Source organism: Bacillus sp. BK450 (assembly GCF_004364885.1).
Classification (GTDB): Bacteria; Bacillota; Bacilli; order Bacillales; family Bacillaceae; genus Bacillus; species Bacillus safensis.
The window spans coordinates 87,521-107,361 of sequence record NZ_SOBQ01000006.1 but is presented as its reverse complement, the minus strand read 5'-3'; the positions used below and the strand labels follow the sequence as shown (position 1 = coordinate 107,361).

17 protein-coding genes and 1 rRNA gene are annotated in these 19,841 nt (G+C 39.8%); 10 read left to right on the top strand and 8 right to left on the bottom strand.

Annotated features, from left to right (window positions below):
- From EV579_RS17490 to dnaA, 8 genes are all read right to left on the bottom strand, one after another.
- Positions 1-98, bottom strand: a 16S ribosomal RNA gene (locus tag EV579_RS17490); the annotation flags it as partial.
- Positions 99-463: 365 nt separating this feature from the next.
- Entirely contained in the window at positions 464-2,968 is a 2,505-nt protein-coding gene (gyrA, locus tag EV579_RS17485; protein ID WP_024424078.1) for a DNA gyrase subunit A, read from the bottom strand.
- Between the two features lie 232 nt (positions 2,969-3,200).
- The gene (gyrB, locus tag EV579_RS17480; protein ID WP_024424077.1) at positions 3,201-5,117 is read right to left on the bottom strand and encodes a DNA topoisomerase (ATP-hydrolyzing) subunit B; all 1,917 of its coding nucleotides are present in this window, start codon (positions 5,115-5,117) and stop codon (positions 3,201-3,203) included.
- Positions 5,118-5,174: 57 nt separating this feature from the next.
- Positions 5,175-5,420, bottom strand: coding sequence for an extracellular matrix regulator RemB (gene remB, locus EV579_RS17475; protein ID WP_056766786.1), 246 nt, complete (start codon positions 5,418-5,420; stop codon positions 5,175-5,177).
- A gap of 17 nt (positions 5,421-5,437) precedes the next feature.
- Positions 5,438-6,550 carry a DNA replication/repair protein RecF gene (gene recF / locus EV579_RS17470; protein ID WP_024424075.1) on the bottom strand — a complete coding sequence of 371 codons (1,113 nt, stop codon included), beginning with the start codon at positions 6,548-6,550 and terminating at the stop codon, positions 5,438-5,440.
- 16 nt (positions 6,551-6,566) lie between these two features.
- On the bottom strand, positions 6,567-6,782 hold the full coding sequence (gene yaaA / locus EV579_RS17465) for a S4 domain-containing protein YaaA (RefSeq protein ID WP_008360916.1): 216 nt from the start codon (positions 6,780-6,782) through the stop codon (positions 6,567-6,569).
- Positions 6,783-6,932: 150 nt separating this feature from the next.
- Positions 6,933-8,069 (bottom strand): DNA polymerase III subunit beta, encoded by a 1,137-nt coding sequence (gene dnaN / locus EV579_RS17460; RefSeq protein ID WP_024424074.1) that lies wholly within the window; start codon positions 8,067-8,069, stop codon positions 6,933-6,935.
- 196 nt (positions 8,070-8,265) lie between these two features.
- A complete protein-coding gene (gene dnaA / locus EV579_RS17455; protein ID WP_024424073.1) occupies positions 8,266-9,606 on the bottom strand; it encodes a chromosomal replication initiator protein DnaA in 1,341 nt (446 codons plus the stop codon).
- A gap of 620 nt (positions 9,607-10,226) precedes the next feature.
- On the opposite strand from dnaA, the gene rpmH reads away from it, so the two are divergent.
- The 10 genes from rpmH (at position 10,227) to EV579_RS17405 (ending at position 19,826) form a co-directional block, all read left to right on the top strand.
- Positions 10,227-10,361 (top strand): 50S ribosomal protein L34, encoded by a 135-nt coding sequence (gene rpmH, locus EV579_RS17450; RefSeq protein WP_073208224.1) that lies wholly within the window; start codon positions 10,227-10,229, stop codon positions 10,359-10,361.
- A gap of 78 nt (positions 10,362-10,439) precedes the next feature.
- Positions 10,440-10,799, top strand: a complete 360-nt coding sequence (rnpA, locus tag EV579_RS17445) for a ribonuclease P protein component (protein WP_024427652.1) — start codon at positions 10,440-10,442, stop codon at positions 10,797-10,799.
- Positions 10,800-10,957: 158 nt separating this feature from the next.
- Positions 10,958-11,740 (top strand): YidC family membrane integrase SpoIIIJ, encoded by a 783-nt coding sequence (gene spoIIIJ, locus EV579_RS17440; protein ID WP_087976621.1) that lies wholly within the window; start codon positions 10,958-10,960, stop codon positions 11,738-11,740.
- Entirely contained in the window at positions 11,737-12,360 is a 624-nt protein-coding gene (gene jag, locus EV579_RS17435) for an RNA-binding cell elongation regulator Jag/EloR (RefSeq protein WP_103132513.1), read from the top strand. Before spoIIIJ ends, jag begins: the two co-directional genes overlap by 4 nt.
- Positions 12,361-12,763: 403 nt before the next feature.
- Positions 12,764-14,143: a tRNA uridine-5-carboxymethylaminomethyl(34) synthesis GTPase MnmE gene (gene mnmE, locus EV579_RS17430; RefSeq protein ID WP_133744942.1), complete on the top strand. Its 1,380-nt coding sequence runs from the start codon at positions 12,764-12,766 to the stop codon at positions 14,141-14,143.
- A 17-nt stretch (positions 14,144-14,160) separates the two neighbouring features.
- On the top strand, positions 14,161-16,047 hold the full coding sequence (gene mnmG / locus EV579_RS17425; protein ID WP_024427650.1) for a tRNA uridine-5-carboxymethylaminomethyl(34) synthesis enzyme MnmG: 1,887 nt from the start codon (positions 14,161-14,163) through the stop codon (positions 16,045-16,047).
- Positions 16,048-16,060: 13 nt separating this feature from the next.
- On the top strand, positions 16,061-16,780 hold the full coding sequence (gene rsmG / locus EV579_RS17420; RefSeq protein WP_024424068.1) for a 16S rRNA (guanine(527)-N(7))-methyltransferase RsmG: 720 nt from the start codon (positions 16,061-16,063) through the stop codon (positions 16,778-16,780).
- Positions 16,781-16,885: 105 nt separating this feature from the next.
- The gene (noc, locus tag EV579_RS17415) at positions 16,886-17,761 is read left to right on the top strand and encodes a nucleoid occlusion protein (RefSeq protein WP_024424067.1); all 876 of its coding nucleotides are present in this window, start codon (positions 16,886-16,888) and stop codon (positions 17,759-17,761) included.
- Positions 17,762-18,217: 456 nt separating this feature from the next.
- Positions 18,218-18,979: a sporulation initiation inhibitor protein Soj gene (gene soj, locus EV579_RS17410; protein WP_008360890.1), complete on the top strand. Its 762-nt coding sequence runs from the start codon at positions 18,218-18,220 to the stop codon at positions 18,977-18,979.
- Positions 18,972-19,826 (top strand): ParB/RepB/Spo0J family partition protein, encoded by an 855-nt coding sequence (locus tag EV579_RS17405; protein WP_024424064.1) that lies wholly within the window; start codon positions 18,972-18,974, stop codon positions 19,824-19,826. Before soj ends, EV579_RS17405 begins: the two co-directional genes overlap by 8 nt.
- The last annotated feature ends 15 nt before the right edge of the window (positions 19,827-19,841 follow it).

The following is a 19,841-nucleotide window of genomic DNA, read 5'->3' as shown; positions in this document are numbered from 1 at the left end:
CTAACATCCGGGAGCAAGCTCCCTTCTGTCCGCTCGACTTGCATGTATTAGGCACGCCGCCAGCGTTCGTCCTGAGCCAGGATCAAACTCTCCGAAAAAGTACAAAACCGAAGTTTTGCTTTTCGCCAGTTTGACTGACTACCTATGAAGTATCATAGGATTTTTTTATAAAAACTCGAATTAACAGGTACGTTTTGTCTTGTTTAGTTTTCAAAGAACTTGTGTGTCACTCTCTCAAAGCGACCACTTAAATATATCATATATCTCTATCAACAGTCAACATTTTTCTTGAAAAACATTTTATTTTTTTAAGAAGTTTCCACTGTAAAAGAGATAAAAAATAGAGCCTCTTTTTGCTCCTTTGAAAGATTAACACATATCTATGAAAAAAGCATTATAAATTTCAAAAAAAACTCATGTTTTAAAAAAAAAAAATAAAGCCGGTAAAGAACCGGCTTTATTTTTACTCAGATTGCTCTTGATCTGACTCTATAGTTTCTACGTTTTCTTCACTATTCTCTTCATCATCTTCTTGTGATTGTTCAACTAATGCCACTGTAGCGACATGTTCATCATCACCTAGACGAATCAGGCGGACACCTTGAGTGACTCGACCTGTTGTTGAAATATCTGAAACGGCCATACGAATGATCACGCCGCTTCCTGTAATAATCATCAAGTCCTCTTCAGCTTCAGCATTCGTCGCCTTCACCGCGACAAGCGGACCGTTGTTGTCAGTGATTTTACATGTTTTAAGACCTTTACCGCCCCGACTTTGAACACGGTATTCTTTTTCAGGTGTTAACTTACCATACCCTTTTTCGGTGACGATCAATACGTTTGCATCTGGCTCAAGGATTTCCATCCCAACGACGATGTCATCTTCAGAAAGCGTAATTCCTTTCACGCCAGCTGCCGTACGCCCCATTTCACGAACATCTGTCTCGTCGAAACGAATCAGCATACCTTTTTTCGTTCCAATGATGATTTGTTTTTCTCCATTGGTTAAACGGACAGCCATCAGTTCATCTTCGTCACGAAGACTTAATGCGATAAGTCCATTGTTTCGAATGTTGGCAAACTGAGACAATGACGTTCGTTTTGATACACCGTGTCTTGTTGTAAAGAAGAGATACGAATCTTCATCAAATTCGCTTACCGGAATAATGGCATTAATCCACTCTCCCTTTTCTACTTCAAGCAGGTTAATAATCGGAATCCCTTTCGCTGTCCGTCCGAATTCAGGAATCTCATATCCCTTCGCACGATAAACCTTCCCTTTATTAGAGAAGAAGAGGATCGTATCATGGGTAGATGTTGAAATCAGCTGTTCTACGAAATCATCCTCATTGGTTCCCATCCCTTGAACACCTTTACCGCCTCTTTTTTGACTGCGGTATGTTGATGCAGGCAGACGCTTGATATAACCATTATGAGTCAGCGTAATCACGATGTTTTCAACAGGAATCAAATCTTCGTCTTCAATTGTTTCAATACCTGCTGTCACAATTTCAGTACGGCGCGTATCATTGAAACGTTCTTTGATTTCTGTTAACTCTTCTCTAATGATTTCAAGAACTTTTTCATTGTCTGCTAAAATGGCTTTCAACTCAGCAATCAAATCAACAAGTCCTTTGTATTCTTCTTCTATCTTTTCTCTTTCCAAACCAGTTAAGCGCTGAAGACGCATATCAAGAATGGCCTGTGCTTGTTTTTCGGACAAGCTATAGTTCTCCATTAAGCCATTTCTCGCGATTTCAGCAGTTTGAGAGCTTCTAATTAATGCAATGACTTCATCTAAGTGGTCAAGAGCGATTCTTAAACCTTCTAGAATATGAGCTCTTGCTTCGGCTTTACGAAGTTCATATGCTGTTCTTCTGCGAATAATCACTTTTTGATGCTCTAAATAATATTCAAGACATTGTTTGAGGGACAAGACTTTCGGCTGTCCATCAACTAGTGCCAATAAGTTGATCCCAAATGACGTTTGAAGTGTCGTTTGTTTATAAAGATTGTTTAATAGAACGTGGGCGTTCGCGTCTCTTCGCAGTTCAATCACGATCCGCATTCCATTACGATCAGACTCGTCACGGAGATCTGTAATGCCATCGATCTTTTTATCGCGCACAAGATCAGCGATTTTTTCGATCAAACGTGCTTTGTTGACCTGATATGGAATTTCATTGATGACAATCCGCTGCTTACCGCTGGATGTTTCTTCGATGATAGACTTTGCACGTAATGTAATAGAACCTCGGCCTGTTTCATATGCTTTGCGGATTCCGCTTCGGCCAATGATTTGTCCCGCAGTTGGGAAGTCTGGTCCTGGAATGATCTCCATTAGTTCCTGTGTAGTCATTTCTGGGTTTTGACTTATCGCCAGTACCCCATCAATCACTTCACCTAGCTGGTGAGGCGGAATGTTTGTTGCCATCCCTACAGCGATACCTGTTGCCCCGTTGACTAATAAGTTCGGGAAACGAGCAGGCATGACGATTGGTTCTCTTTCACTGCCATCGTAGTTATCTTGATAATCAATCGTATCCTTGGTGATATCACGCAGGATTTCCATTGAAATTTTAGATAGACGCGCCTCAGTATAACGCATTGCCGCTGCACCGTCTCCATCGACAGAACCAAAGTTTCCGTGACCTTCAACCAGCATATTTCGATAGTTGAAGTCTTGCGCCATACGAACCATCGCTTCGTATACAGCGCTGTCACCGTGAGGGTGGTACTTACCGATAACTTCCCCAACGATACGTGCAGATTTCTTAAATGGTTTATCACTTGTCATACCTAGGTCATTCATCGCATACAAAATTCTTCGATGCACGGGCTTCAATCCGTCTCGCACATCTGGTAATGCACGCGAAACAATAACACTCATTGCATAATCTAAAAAGGACGTACGCATTTCTTGACTAATATTTACTTCGCGTACATTTGGTGTATGTTGTTCACTCACTATAAGAACCTCCCTTTACGTATCACATGAAATAAATTATGTGGGAGTAAAATATGTATTTATCTTCACAAGACTATTCTCCATTATATCAATAATCTCGGCTTTATACACATTTATTTACTAGAAAATCAACGAAAACACGGAAAACCAGGACATTCGTTACACGCCCCTATTTCTTGAAAAACAACCTTATTCCAAACAAGAAATAAGGTTGTTCTCAGGAGGGATCTATCTAAATATCAAGGTTTTTCACGTATTGCGCATTTTCTTCGATAAAGTTTCGTCTCGGTTCTACTTTATCTCCCATCAGCATTTCAAATGTCTCATCAGCATCGATCGCATCCTCAAGTGTGACTTGAAGAAGTGTTCTCGCATCAGGGTCCATTGTTGTTTCCCAAAGCTGAGCAGCATTCATTTCTCCAAGACCTTTATAACGCTGAAGTCCAGGCTTTGGTGTTTGAGGAAGTGATTTTAACAGCTCATCCAGCTGTTTATCGTTATACACGTACTCCACACGTTTTCCTTGCTGCACTTTATATAAAGGCGGCTGCGCAATATACACATAACCGTTTTCAATGATTTCACGCATGTAGCGATAGAAGAATGTTAAGAGCAGCGTTCGAATGTGTGCTCCATCCACATCGGCATCTGTCATGATCACAATTTTGTGATAGCGTGCTTTCTCTAAAGTAAAGTCTTCTCCGATTCCAGTTCCTAACGCTGTAATCATTGAACGAACCTCGTTGTTCGATAAAATTTTATCTAAACGAGCTTTTTCTACGTTTAGGATCTTCCCTCTTAACGGTAAGATCGCTTGGAAGTGGCGATCACGGCCCTGCTTAGCAGATCCGCCCGCAGAATCTCCCTCTACAATATAGAGTTCAGAGATGGAAGGATCTTTAGAAGAACAGTCCGCTAGTTTCCCAGGTAAGCTGGAGACTTCCAGTGCACTTTTACGTCTTGTCAGCTCACGAGCCTTTTTGGCAGCCATTCTTGCACGAGCCGCCATCAGTCCTTTTTCCACAATTTTTTTCGCAGAATCAGGATTTTCAAGCAAGAATTTCTCAAGTGCTTCAGAGAAAAGGGAGTCTGTGATGGTTCTCGCTTCTGAGTTCCCAAGCTTTGTCTTCGTTTGTCCTTCGAATTGAGGGTCTGGATGTTTGATGGAGATAATGGCTGTTAAGCCTTCTCGCACATCTTCACCACTTAAATTCGCATCCCCATCCTTGAATACGCCATTTTTACGAGCATAGTCATTGATGACACGCGTTAGACCGGTTTTAAAACCAGCTTCATGTGTTCCGCCTTCATACGTGTTGATATTGTTGGCGAAGGAATAGATATTGCTTGTATAGGAATCGTTATATTGTAATGCTACTTCAACCGTGATTCCGTCTTTCTCACCTTCGATGTACACAGGCTCTTCATGAACGACTTCTTTTGAGCGGTTTAAATGTTCTACATAGCTCTTAATACCGCCTTCGTAGCAGTATTCATTTCTCCGCTCTTTGCCTTCACGCAAGTCTTCTATGATGATGTTTACACCTTTTGTTAAGAAGGCTAACTCACGAACACGGTTAGCAAGTGTATCGTAATCAAATTCAATGGTTTCCGTGAAAATTTCTGGATCTGGCACAAAGTGAGTGGTTGTCCCGGTTACATCAGTTTCACCAATAACCTCTAAATCTCCCACTGGAACGCCGCGTTTGAACTGCTGATAATGGATTTTCCCGTCACGGTATACAGTCACGTCTAAGGTAGTAGATAATGCATTTACAACAGATGCCCCTACACCATGCAGACCGCCTGATACTTTATAACCGCTGCCGTCAAATTTACCGCCAGCGTGAAGAACAGTCATAATGACCTCTACGGCAGGACGCCCCATTTTCTCATGAATTCCAACAGGAATCCCGCGGCCATTATCTTTTACTGTAATGCTGTTATCTTTTTCAATTTGCACTGTAATGTCTGTACAATAACCAGCTAATGCCTCATCAATACTGTTGTCGACAATTTCCCATACAAGATGGTGAAGCCCTTTTGCATTGGTTGACCCAATGTACATTCCTGGACGTTTTCTAACAGCTTCTAATCCTTCAAGCACCTGTATCTGATTTTCATCATAACTATTATGTTGCTGTTCCATTGCCACGTACATTCACCTACACTTTTCTTAAACGATATATTTATATGAATTGAGTTTTTAGACTTCAATTTCAACCACAAACGAAGCACGTTTTTTGAGCGTGCTTGAGGAAAGAGGAGAGTAATAAACAGATTCAGTTGTGACGACAATGGATTTGGGTGTCCCTTGTGATAACGAAATGATATGTTTCTCTTGTTTTTGTAGAAATTCTTCTACAACAGAAGACGACCTCATTTTGTAATCAACAATTGCGACAATCTCTCGTGTAGAAACAACACAATCATCACCTAAATGAATATACAAGACTCACACCTCATTTATCAGTCAATTACTTTTCCACTGGCTACTCTGAAAATTTCCGCTTCTTTCAGGGTGGCGTGATCAATGCCTTCAACACTTGTTGTGGTGACGAAGGTCTGTACACGTCCCTGAATGGTATGGAGCAAATGAGACTGTCTGTAATCATCAAGTTCAGATAACACATCATCAAGTAGAAGAATAGGATATTCTCCGATTTCTTCATGTATCAGATCAATTTCTGCCAGCTTTAGTGAAAGAGCTGTTGTTCTTTGCTGCCCTTGAGAGCCATATGTCTGAACATCCCGACCATTCACAAAGAAAAGCAGGTCATCTCTGTGAGGTCCCCACAGTGTCACCCCTCGGTCGATTTCTCTCTCTCTTAGTTTCTGAAACGATTCTTCATAGCTATTCTTTATTTTCGACAAGTCTGACGCTTCTGATACCTCTATTGCCGTCTGGTATTGGAGCGTAAGTGTTTCTAGCTCTCTAGAAATCCCAAAATGCAGCGGCTGCGCCCATTTTTCGAGCTGTTTCGTAAAAGTCAGTCGTCTTTTGACCACTTTCGCTGCCGCATCAATCAACTGCTCTGTTAAAATCTCCAGCATCGCTTGATCCGTTTGCTTTCTTGTCTGCAATTGTTTCAAGTAATGATTCCGCTGAGAGAGGATTTTTTGATAGAGCGATAAATCATGCAAGTAGACAGCAGAAACTTGTCCAATCTCCATGTCGAGGAATCTTCTGCGGATTTGCGGGCTGCCCTTCACAAGACTTAAGTCCTCTGGCGCAAACATAATGGTGTTTAACGCACCAACATAATGACTGAGCTTCTGTTGTTCAATGTGATTGACCTTGCCCTTTTTCCCTTTTTTTGAGATCACGAGCTGCATTGGGAGTGGACCATTTTTTTTAATGACTCTACCTTCTATTTTAGCATAGTCTTGGTCCCATCGGATAAGTTCTTTATCATTTGACGTACGATGAGACTTTGCCATCGACAATACATAGATCGCTTCCATCAAGTTCGTTTTACCTTGGGCATTCTCACCGATCATGACATTCACCTTATTGTCGAATTGAAGCTCGGTGTGTTCATAGTTTCGGTATGAAGTTAACGCCAGACTTTGAATGTACATGTATTGTCACCCGTTTCTAATTCACAACTTGAAATGTGCCGTAACCTTCAATCTCGACAACATCTCCTGGGTATAGTTTGCGTCCCCGTCTATTATCTGGCTCTTGATTAATGAACACCTCATGTTCACTTAAAAACCATTTCGCCATTCCGCCAGATTGGATGACTTCGGCTAATTTCAAAAACTGCCCTAATGTAATCATTTCTGTTTCAATGGTTATAAGATTAGGCATTGTATCGACCTCTTTCAATATCACTAATATCTAATTGTACTAAAAAACAAGACAAGAAGGAAAGGGGGAAAGCGAACTGGGATGAAAGAAAGCATGGAAAACGAGAAGAAAAGCTGCTGTGCACTCACACAGCAGCCATTTTAGATTGAATTAATACGTTCTTACCGGAAGAATCAATTGCAAGATAGAATCATCATTCGGCGTACGCAGCAGGAACGGTCTCATTGCACCAGTGAAGCTTACATGAATATCTGTTCCCTCTAATACTTTTAACGCATCCAGCATATATTTTGGACTGAAGGAGATTTTAAGATCTTCCCCTTTAATGTCATCTGCTTGAACCGTCTCCACCACTTTACCGATCTCAGGCGAATTAGAAGAGATTTCAAGGCTTTGTTCAGGATCAGCTGACAGTTTCACGACATTATTACGTCCTTCTCTTGCCAAAAGTGATGCACGATCAATGGCTTGAAGGAACTCTTTCGTGTTGACCACGACATCCGTTTTACTTTCTTGCGGGATCAGACGGGCTGTATCTGGATAATTTCCATCCAGCAACCTTGAGAAGAACAGCACGTTTTGTGCTTTAAAAAGAACTTGGGTTTCTGTAATGACGATGCTCACAAGATCTTGTCCATCATCAAGAATTTTACTTAGCTCAGTTAAACTCTTCCCTGGAATCACGACATTATACGAACTTTCCTCGTTAATATCTAACTTCGCTTTTCTTAATGCAAGACGGTGGCTATCCGTTGCTGTGCATATTAATTCACCTTTTTCTACCTTCCAGTTTACACCTGTCAAGATAGGTCGTGTTTCTGAGGTGGACACTGCAAAAACAGTTTGACGAATTAAGTTTTTAAGCAGATCTGTCGGAATTTGAAATGCATGATGCTCTTCAATTTGTGGAAGATGCGGATATTCTTCAGCATCTAAGCCGTTTAAGTTAAATTCCGCTGAACCAGAGCGGATGATCGTCAGGTGATTTTGTTCTACTTCAATTTCGACAGTAGACATAGGCAGTTTCTTTACAATTTCACTAAAGAAGCGGGCTTGAAGCACAATACTTCCCGGACGATCAATGGTGATAACCTCTAAATCTCCATCTCTTTGAGGAATGAAAGATTCAATTGAGATATCAGAATCGCTTCCTGTTAGAGAAACCCCTTCATCAGACGCAACAATTTTAATCCCTGTCAAAATAGGAATCGTTGTTCTAGAGGATACGGCCTTTAATACATCTTGGACACTTTGGACAAGACGATCTTTTTGAATCGTGAATTTCATAGTGGTCCTCCTAAATTTTCTTAATGACATGTATATATATTTTATTAATAAAAATCGTAGAAGTAATAGTAGGGCTTGTGAATATGTGGATAAGTCGAGAAAAAGAAAGGAAAGACAGCCTATCCACATGTGGACAGACTGTGTATGACTATGCTCTAGTTATTCACATTTTCCCGTACTCATTATATCAGCTTAGTTATTTTAATTGTTCTTTGATCTCTTTGACATGCTGCTGAAGCTGTTCATCTTCAACAATTAATTTCGAAATCTTCTCATGAGCATGAATGACAGTCGTATGATCACGACCGCCAAATTCTTCTCCGATTTTAGGCAGAGAGGAATCGGTCATTTCTCTAGAGAGGTACATGGCAATTTGTCTTGGATAAGCAACTGACTTTGTACGTTTCTTTGCTTTGAAATCCTCTAATCGAATATTAAATTGCTGCCCTACAATTCTTTGAATATCTTTAATTGTAATGACCTTAGGCTTTGATGAAGGAATGATGTCCTTTAGCGCCTCAGCTGCTAGATCTGCATTAATATCTTTATTAATTAAAGATGAGTAAGCAACGACACGAATCAAAGCACCCTCCAGCTCACGAATGTTGCTGTCGATTTGATTGGCAATGTACAGCATGACTTCATTTGGAATGTCTAAGCCTTCTGCCTTTGCTTTTTTTCGCAGGATCGCGATACGCGTTTCTAGATCTGGCGGGGTAATGTCTGTAATTAAGCCCCATTCAAATCGAGAGCGTAATCTGTCTTCAAGTGTCGGAATTTCCTTCGGAGGCCGGTCACTAGAAATGACGATTTGCTTACTTTCTTCGTGAAGTGTGTTGAATGTATGGAAAAACTCTTCTTGTGTTTGTTCTTTTCCTGCTAAAAATTGAATATCATCTATCAAAAGCACATCTACATTCCGATAGCGATTACGGAAGTCGACAGCTTTGTTATCTCGGATTGAGTTGATAAATTCATTAGTAAATTTTTCAGATGATAGATAGACCACTTTGGCTGATGGATTATGGTCGATCACGTAATGACCAATCGCATGCATCAAGTGAGTCTTTCCTAAACCAACGCCCCCATAAATAAAAAGCGGGTTATATGCTTTTGCTGGTGCTTCCGCGACTGCAAGTGAAGCGGCATGAGCAAAACGGTTGCCTGAACCAATAACAAAAGTATCAAATGTATATTTTGGATTCAGCATATTTTGTGGAATGTCAACGGGCTCTTCTTTAGACATTTTTTTGATAGGAGACTTTGGCATGGCTTCCTCTTCATCCTGATTTTGAGGAATAATAAATTTAATGCTGAGCTCTTCACCTGTTAGTTCATAGATGGTATCAGCAATTAAGTGAAGATATCTTGACTCTAGCCAATCTCTAGCAAATTCATTAGGTGCCGTAATTGTAAGCGTATCTCCCTGAAGAGAATGGGCTTTTGTCGATTTCATCCATGTCTCAAAACTGGGTTTGCTCAATTTTGTCTCTATTTTTTGAAGTGCTTTATTCCACAGATCCAAAATATTTTCCATAAGGCTTCTCCCCCCTCCTTTTCTTTTTAAAATGACCAGTATCAAACTGTTATAGAACACGAAAAAGAGCAAATGGTCATCACCATTCGTGCACATACATTGTTGAAAACAATTAATATAGTAGAAAAACGTCTTTTCGACAAATTACACAAGCTGTGGATAAACAATTCAACAGGCTGTGTAATAACTTTCCACAGGTTATCCACAAATTGTGGATAATATAAATGGGCCAGATAAGTAATTAAGAGTTAAAACACAAATATAATATCAAAATAAACAAGATGGTGCAATGGGTGTCACAAACTTATCCACACACTTTACATCCTGTTGAAAAATAATTATCCACATCGGTTATTTGTGTGAAAAAAATGTCGATAATGGGTGTGGATAGTCTAAATATGCCGGAAAAATATCCACATTCTTGTTTTGAAGGTCTTTTAGGAGGAAAAAAAGAATAAAATGCTGGAAACTAAAAAAGAAGGTTTCTTCGTTTGATAACTTATGTTATGCTTATAAGGTTGATAATAAGAGTTTTATCATTGATATTGACAATCGATGGGTTACACAAATATAATGAGTTAGACTGTCTTAAACAGCTATTCCTCAGGGAGGTGTCATAAATGAAAAGAACGTTTCAACCAAATAACCGTAAGCGTAGTAAAGTTCATGGCTTCCGCAGCCGTATGAGTACTAAAAACGGACGTCTAGTTTTAAAGCGACGCCGCAGCAAAGGTAGAAAAAAATTATCAGCTTAGGCCACTGAATAATGTCAGTGGTCTTTTTTACATAAAATCGTAAATGAACTGTCAGTTTTTATCGGAGTGGAAGAAAACATGAAGAAGCGAAACAGGCTAAAAAAAAATGAAGAGTTTCAAAAGGTGTTCAAAAAAGGTCAATCAATGGCAAATCGCCAATTCGTTATTTACCAGCTGGATCAGCCAAATCAAGTTGAACTGCGTCTAGGATTGTCTGTCAGTAAGAAGATTGGTAATGCAGTGATTAGAAACCGAATAAAACGTCTGATCCGTCAGGTGTTTTTAGAGGAAGGCCATAAGTTAAAGCAAGAAAAAGACTACATTGTCATTGCACGAAAACCAGCGAGTGAATTGACCTTTGAAGAAACAAAGAAGTCTCTCCAACATTTATTTAGAAAATCCGCTGTTTATCAACAACAACCGAAAAAGTCTTCGTAATAGAAACTTTCGTTGAATCAATTTTTAAAAGCGCTTCCTTCATCTAGTGAATTAAAATGAAACCACCACTTTGCAAAGAAAAAATGTTACCATACTGATTAGGTGAGTCACTTTCTTAATCAATTCCAACTTAAATAAAGTTTGAAGTAATGGGAGGAATCTTGTTGAAAAGGCGATTATTACTAATATTTAGCTTGATTGGCGTATTGGTTTTATTGGCAGGATGTACACAGATCAATGAACCAATTACATCAGATAGTAAGGGATTCTGGAATTCTTATATTGTTTACCCGCTATCTCAATTAATCACGTACATGGCAAACTTAACTGGTGAAAACTATGGTGTAGCGATTATTATTGTGACACTATTAATTCGCTTGCTTATTTTACCATTAATGATTAAACAGTTAAGAAGTACAAAAGCGATGCAAGCATTACAGCCTGAATTGAAAAAGCTGCGTGAAAAATATAGCTCTAAAGATCAAAAAACACAGCAGCAGCTTCAGCAGGAAACAATGGCTCTTTTTCAAAAAAATGGCGTCAATCCATTAGCAGGCTGTTTCCCAATTTTAATTCAAATGCCAATCCTTATTGGTTTCTATCATGCAATTATGAGAACAGCAGAAATTAAAAAGCATACATTCTTATGGTTTGACTTAGGCAGCCCAGATCCATTGTTCCTATTACCGATTATTGCGGGTGTAGCTACTTTCATTCAGCAAAAGCTGATGATGGCTGGAAATCCTTCGGACAACCCTCAAATGGCTATCATGCTATGGGTGATGCCGATTATGATCGTTGTGTTTGCAATTAGTTTCCCAGCAGCACTTTCATTGTACTGGGTTGTAGGTAACATTTTCATGATCATTCAAACATTGGTGATTAAAACACCTCAAGTAAAAGTTGATACAAAAGAAAAAGCTGGCGGGAATAAAAAATGAAGGAAATAACTGCTGTCGGTCGTACAATCGAAGAAGCAGTAGATTCCGGACTTAAACAAATTCAGCTACTACAAGAAGAAGTAGAAATCACAGTAGTAGATGAAGGAAATAAAGGGTTTTTAGGATTATTTGGTAAAAGACAAGCTGTGGTCAAGTTAGTAGAAAAGATAAATGCATTTAAATTAGCTACACAGTATTTAGATAAAATTGTTAAGTCTATTGATCCTAAAGCAAAGATTATTTCCAAACAGGAACCGAAAAAGATTTCTTACCACATTGATGGAGATAAAACGTCATTAATGATTGGAAAAAGAGGCCAAACACTGTACTCTTTAGAAACGTTGGTACAGCTAGTGTTTAATCGTTATTCTGATCAGTATCATCATATAACAATTGATATTGGCGATTATAGGAAGAAACGACAAGAAGCACTTGAACAATATGCAGTCAAAACAGCAAATCGGGTTTTAAAAACGAAGAGAAAGGTTCATTTAGAACCAATGCCTTCGAATGAACGAAAAATTGTTCATGATGCGATTGCTGCATTCTCTAAAGAACTTGCAACGGCATCTGAAGATACAGGCAGCAAACGTCATGTTGTGGTGCTGTATAAAAAATAGCAGAAAGACTAAGATTCGGCAAAGCTGGATTTTAGTCTTTTTTTATTGAAAAATTGCTTTTTATAGAGGATTTATCCTTTATTTCTAAAAAATGAGTGTGTGATATGGGTGCAAAACGCCAATTTAACAAGTAAGTATAGGGATCAGGGCGTTTAAATTTATTGGATTTAGGTGTAAGATGTGAAGACAAGTTTCAAACGTCGTTATTCACATGTGGATAAGTTAAGTGTTAAAATAGATAAGATGCAAAGCTGTGGATAATTAGATATGGGATACTTTCACTTCGCTTTCATTTATGGTATCTTTAAATTTTGGATTAAGCGTTTTTGATATAGAGATGGACAATGTCCATTTAATAGATAACAGACTGTTTATTAAGTGTAGAGAAAGAGGTGAATGAGTGATGGATACAATTGCAGCAATTTCTACACCGATGGGTGAAGGAGCAATTGCGATTATTCGTTTAAGCGGGCCTGATGCGGTACAGATTGCTGATCGGATGTATAAAGGTCCCAAGGAGAAAAAACTTGTATCGGTGGATTCACATACGATTCATTATGGTCATATTGTGGACTCTAGCACTGAGCAAGTCATAGAAGAGGTCATGGTGTCAGTATTAAGAGCACCAAAAACATTTACGAGAGAAGACGTTATTGAGATTAACTGCCATGGCGGAATTGTAACGGTCAATAAAGTACTGCAGCTTGCTTTAAGAGAAGGGGCAAGATTAGCGGAGCCAGGTGAGTTTACAAAACGAGCTTTCTTAAATGGAAGAATTGATCTTTCACAGGCTGAAGCGGTAATGGATTTGATTCGTGCAAAGACAGATCGTGCGATGAATGTAGCGATTACTCAAATGGAGGGACGACTCTCCGGTTTGATTAAACGACTTCGCGATGAGATATTGGAAACTCTGGCTCATGTTGAAGTCAATATTGACTATCCTGAGTATGACGATGTTGAAGAAATGACGCATCGAGTTTTAGTTGAAAAGGCAACATCAGTGAAAAAGGAAATTGAGTCACTGCTAACGACTTCTCAGCAGGGGAAAATACTTCGCGAGGGCTTATCCACTGTCATTATTGGAAGACCGAATGTTGGGAAGTCTTCCTTGTTGAATAGTCTTGTACAGGAAACAAAAGCGATTGTAACGGATATTCCTGGCACAACGAGAGATGTCATTGAGGAGTATGTAAATGTTAGAGGTGTACCGCTTCGTTTAGTCGATACTGCGGGTATACGTGAGACGGAGGACATTGTTGAGCGTATAGGGGTTGAACGATCTAGACAGGTCTTAAAAGAAGCTGACCTGATTTTACTTGTGCTCAATTATAGCGAGGAATTGTCAGAAGAGGATATCAAACTATTTGAGGCCGTCTCAGGCATGGATATCATCGTGATCGTGAATAAGACAGATCTTGAGCCTAAGCTTGATATCGAAAAGGTCAAGCAGTTAGCGAAGGATCGTCCGGTGGTTACTACATCATTATTACAAGAAAAGGGGATTGATGAGCTCGAAATGGCGATTCAATCATTATTCTTCACGGGATCAATTGAAAGTGGAGATTTAACGTATGTAAGTAACACAAGGCATATTGCCCTTCTTCAGGCAGCAAAACAATCCATTGAGGATGCTCTTGAAGGAATTGAAATGGACGTACCGATCGACATAGTTCAAATAGATTTAACACGCTGCTGGGAACAGCTGGGTGAAATTATTGGGGATGCTGTTCATGAAAGCTTGATTGATCAGTTATTCTCTCAATTCTGTTTAGGAAAGTAAAGGGAGGAACATAAGAAATGGGTTATGAAGCTGGCAATTATGACGTAATCGTCGTGGGTGCCGGTCATGCTGGAGTTGAGGCTGCTCTTGCTTCTGCAAGACAGGGCGCCAAAACACTTGTATTGACTATCAACCTCGATATGGTTGCTTTTATGCCATGTAATCCGTCCGTAGGCGGCCCCGCAAAAGGGATTGTCGTCAGAGAAATTGATGCTCTAGGCGGAGAAATGGCACGAAATATAGATAAGACGCATATTCAAATGCGCATGCTGAATACGGGGAAAGGACCTGCTGTCCGTGCGTTAAGAGCGCAAGCAGATAAGTTCCAATATCAGCATGAAATGAAAAAAACAATGGAAAATGAACCAAACCTGACAATGCTGCAAGGTATGGTAGATCATTTAATTGTAGAAGATGATGAATGTAAGGGTGTTGTTACTCAAACAGGGGCGAACTATCGTGCAAAGTCTGTTGTATTAACGACAGGGACTTTCTTAAAAGGCCGCATCATTTTAGGAGACTTATCGTATTCAAGTGGTCCAAATAACCAGCAGCCTTCCATTAAATTATCGGATCATTTAGCAGAACTAGGATTCGATTTGGTTCGCTTTAAAACAGGAACGCCTCCTCGAGTGAATAGCCACTCGATTGACTATAGTAAAACAGAAATTCAACCAGGTGATGATGTCCCGCGGGCATTCTCCTATGAAACGGTTGAATATATTACTGACCAGCTGCCATGCTGGTTAACATACACGAGTTTAGAGACTCATCAAATTATTGATGAGAATCTTCACCGTTCTCCAATGTATTCAGGTATGATTAAAGGAACTGGCCCTAGATACTGCCCGTCCATTGAAGATAAAGTGGTTCGTTTCAATGATAAACCTAGACATCAAATTTTCTTAGAGCCAGAAGGTCGTAATACGCAGGAAGTTTATGTTCAAGGATTGTCTACAAGTCTTCCGGAGGATGTACAGCAGCGCATGCTTTCAACCATCCCAGGACTCGAGAATGTTCAAATGATGAGAGCGGGTTATGCTATCGAGTATGATGCGATTGTGCCTACTCAGTTGTGGCCTACACTTGAGACGAAGAAAATTTCCGGATTATATACAGCCGGCCAAATTAATGGTACGTCTGGTTATGAGGAAGCAGCAGGTCAAGGGATTATGGCAGGTATTAATGCAGGAAGAAAAGCATTAGGTAAAGAAGAAGTCATTTTAAGCCGATCTGATGCATATATCGGTGTCCTCATCGATGACCTTGTCACAAAAGGAACAAATGAACCATATCGTCTCTTGACATCACGTGCTGAGTATCGTCTACTTCTACGTCATGACAATGCTGATTTAAGATTAACTGAACTTGGCTATCAAATTGGATTAATTTCTGAAGAAAGATTCCAGGCATTCCAGCAGAAAAAAGAAGCCATTGAAGCAGAGAAAAAACGTTTATATTCTGTCATCATTAAACCTACAGCAGAGACTCAAGAATTTATTCGTTCACTCGGTGGAAGTGAGTTGAAGGATGGCATTCGTGCAAGTGATTTAATGAAGCGTCCGGAAATGAATTATGAATCTGTTGTGAAATTAGCTCCTGCTGAAACACCGCTTCCTTCTGATGTGTGTGAGCAGGTAGAGATTCAAATTAAATACGAAGGTTATATTGAAAAGTCACTCCAGCAAGTTGAAAAACTGAAAAAGATGGAGAACAAAAAGATTCCTGATCGTATTGATTATGACGCCATCAAAGGGATTGCAACTGAAGCGAAACAAAAGCTGAAAGAAGTCCGACCGCTTTCTGTTGCACAGGCTTCTCGTATTTCAGGCGTTAACCCTGCTGATATTTCTATCCTTTTAGTATATTTAGAGCAGGGGCGTATTGCGAAGATAGCAGAATAGAAAGGATGTCGGCATGAACATTGAACAATTTACAGCAGCACTAGAGGAGAAAGGGATCACTCTTTCTCCTGTGCAGCTTGAACAATTTGAAACCTACTTCCGCATGCTTGTAGAATGGAACGAGAAAATGAATTTAACGTCCATTACTGAAAAGGAAGAAGTGTATTTAAAGCATTTTTATGATTCAATATCAGCAGCATTTTTTATTGATTTTCACAAAGTGACGACGATTTGCGATATTGGAGCTGGTGCTGGTTTTCCAAGCATTCCTCTTAAAATTTGTTTCCCTCATCTACATGTGACCATTGTTGATTCTCTTCAGAAACGAATTACGTTTCTCAATGAGTTAGCAAAAGGATTAAACTTACAAGATACTACTTTTTATCATGATCGTGCGGAAACGTTTGGACAACGTAAGGAAAAGCGTGAAAGCTATGATCTTGTCACTGCTAGAGCAGTTGCACGTTTATCCGTCTTGAGCGAACTATGTCTGCCTCTAGTGAAAAAGGAAGGATTGTTTGTTGCTTTAAAAGCATCTGCCGCTGATGAAGAAATGCAAGCAGGGAAAAAAGCTGTCACAGTTCTCGGAGGAGAGGTTGTTGAAAAGCATTCCTTTGTTCTTCCTTTAGAAGAAAGCGAACGGAACATCATTGTCATTGAAAAGAAAAAGCAAACACCAAAAAAATATCCTAGAAAACCAGGAACACCTAATAAATCACCAATAGAAGGTTGATCATGTAAAAGGTCGGTTTTTCTTCAATATTTATGATTTTACAGAAGGAAAAAACATGAGAAAATAGAATTATAAAAAGGTAGTTTTTAAAGGTGGTGTAGGTTCATGAAGCATTCACTCTCACGCTTCTTCGGGCTTGGAGACAAAGAACATCCTGAGCGTGAAACCGAAATAGAGGCAGAGATTGCTGAGCATGATACATTAAAGGAAGAGATACAGGAGCTCCCGGTCGACACAATTATGCCAAACCGTTTTCAGCCACGCACCATTTTTTCAGAAGAAAAGATACAAGAGCTGGCCACGACGATTCATACCCATGGCATTATCCAACCGATTGTTGTTAGACCAACAGAAGAAGAAGGAAAATATGAACTGATCGCCGGCGAAAGACGTTGGAGGGCGGTACAGACTCTTCAATGGGAGAAAATCCCCGCTATTATAAAAGATTTTACTGATACGGAAACGGCATCTGTGGCATTGATTGAAAATTTGCAAAGAGAAGAGCTGTCTTCTATTGAAGAGGCTCATGCTTATGCACGTCTTTTAGAGCTTCATGATTTAACACAAGAGGCGCTTGCTCAGCGTTTAGGCAAGGGACAATCAACTGTTGCAAATAAATTAAGACTTTTAAAGTTGCCTGAAGAGGTACAACAAGCCATTTTAGAGAAAAAAATCTCTGAAAGGCATGCACGTTCACTTGTGCCCCTAAAGCTTCCAGAATTACAAATCGCGCTATTGCAGGAAATCATCGAAAAGCAGTTGAATGTGAAACAGACTGAAGAGCGTGTAGTGAAGATGCTTGAACAAAAAACGGATCGCAAACCGAAGCCAAAACGTAAGGCGTTTAGTCGTGATACACGAATTGCGATGAATACCATTCGTCAGTCTCTCCACATGGTAGAAGACAGCGGACTTAAAATAAATACCGAGGAAGAAGAGTTTGAGGAATATATCCAATTAACGATTCGAATTCCTAAATAGAAAAAAGCTGATGAGCGCCACTCGTCAGCTTTTTTTGTAAACCTTTTTATTATCATTTTGTTATCATTTGTTATTTACTGTTTGCTTTTGCAAATGAAATGATAAAATCATGATGAAACAAAGCGGTATGTCTAAAGAAGTGACTGTACAGCATTCGCACCAAGAGGGAACGATCCACTTGATGATTGCTGAAGCTGATCCGAAGAACTATGACTTGTGAACAAACAATAACCTAGCCTTGTGAGCAAATGTCGTACAATTGAATTCAGGCATCCAAAAAGATATATCAATATACTTTTCCGATGCGTTTTCATTCGTCCTTTTATGTACGAAAAGGTACATTCACCGACGAATTTATAATAGGGAAACAAAAAAAGCAAACGTTTCATACTTTTTTTGATAGAATAGAAAGTATGAATGAATGAGAAACTTGTTAAGTTGAAAGTGGGTGACATCGTGGGGAAAATCATAGCGATTACCAACCAGAAGGGCGGCGTCGGGAAGACGACAACTTCTGTTAATTTGGGTGCGTGTTTAGCATACATAGGCAAACGAGTGTTGCTGGTTGATATTGATCCGCAGGGCAATGCCACGAGTGGTATTGGGATTGAGAAGGCCGACGTAGAAAAGTGTGTGTACGATATTTTAGTTGATGATGCAGATGTTCTTGATGTGATTAAGACGACAGAGGTCGAAAATCTTGATGTCATTCCTGCGACAATACAGCTTGCAGGGGCTGAAATAGAGCTTGTGCCTACAATCTCACGGGAAGTGAGGCTGAAGAGAGCACTTGAATCTGTTAAGCAGAATTATGATTATATGATTATTGACTGCCCGCCATCACTTGGACTGCTGACGATTAATGCGTTAACTGCATCCGATTCCGTTTTAATACCAGTTCAGTGCGAATATTATGCGCTTGAAGGATTGAGCCAATTGTTAAACACAGTTCGTCTCGTGCAGAAACATTTAAATACCGATCTTGCCATTGAAGGTGTCTTGCTGACAATGCTTGATGCCCGAACAAACCTTGGGATTCAGGTAATCGAAGAAGTGAAGAAGTACTTTAGAGATAAAGTCTATCAAACCGTCATTCCGAGAAATGTGAGGCTGAGTGAAGCGCCTAGTCATGGAAAGCCGATTATCTTGTATGATCCACGTTCAAGAGGTGCAGATGTCTATTTAGACTTAGCAAAGGAAGTGGATGCGAATGGCTAAAGGTCTTGGAAAGGGTATTAATGCACTATTTAACAATGTAGACTCAAATGAAGAAACGGTTGAAGAAATCAAATTAAAGGATTTGCGTCCGAATCCGTATCAACCAAGGAAAACGTTTGATGATGATGCATTGTCTGATCTGAAAGAATCGATTCAGCAGCACGGGGTTTTACAGCCGATCATTGTTCGTAAATCGATTAAAGGATATGACATAGTAGCAGGAGAACGCCGTTTCCGCGCAGCACAACAAGCTGGTCTGACAACAATTCCTGCAATCGTTCGAGAGTTTTCAGAAACACTGATGAGAGAAATTGCCCTCTTAGAAAACCTGCAGCGTGAGGATCTCTCTCCACTAGAGGAAGCGGAAGCATATGCTTCCTTGCTGGATCATCTAAGTGTGACGCAAGAGGAATTAGCGAAGCGATTAGGGAAAAGCAGACCGCATATTGCGAACCATCTCCGTCTGTTGACTTTACCGGATGACATCCAAAAGCTGATTGCAAATGGAACGTTATCAATGGGACATGGCCGCACATTGCTCAGCTTAAAGAACAAAAAGAAGCTGGCGCCTTTGGTAAAGAAAATCGTGGATGAGGGGTTAAACGTACGACAGGTTGAGAAACTTGTTCAGCAGTTAAACGAAAATGTTCCACGTGAAACAAAGAAAAAAGAAGCACCAAAGGATCGAGTGTTGAAAGAAAGAGAGTCTTTCTTACAAAACTACTTTGGTACTTCAGTGACGATCAAGAAACAGAAGAAAAAAGGGAAAATTGAGATTGAATTCCTCTCGAATGAAGATTTAGAAAGAATTCTTGAATTGCTTTCTACGAGGGAATCATCAGAGTGACCATCTTGATATGAG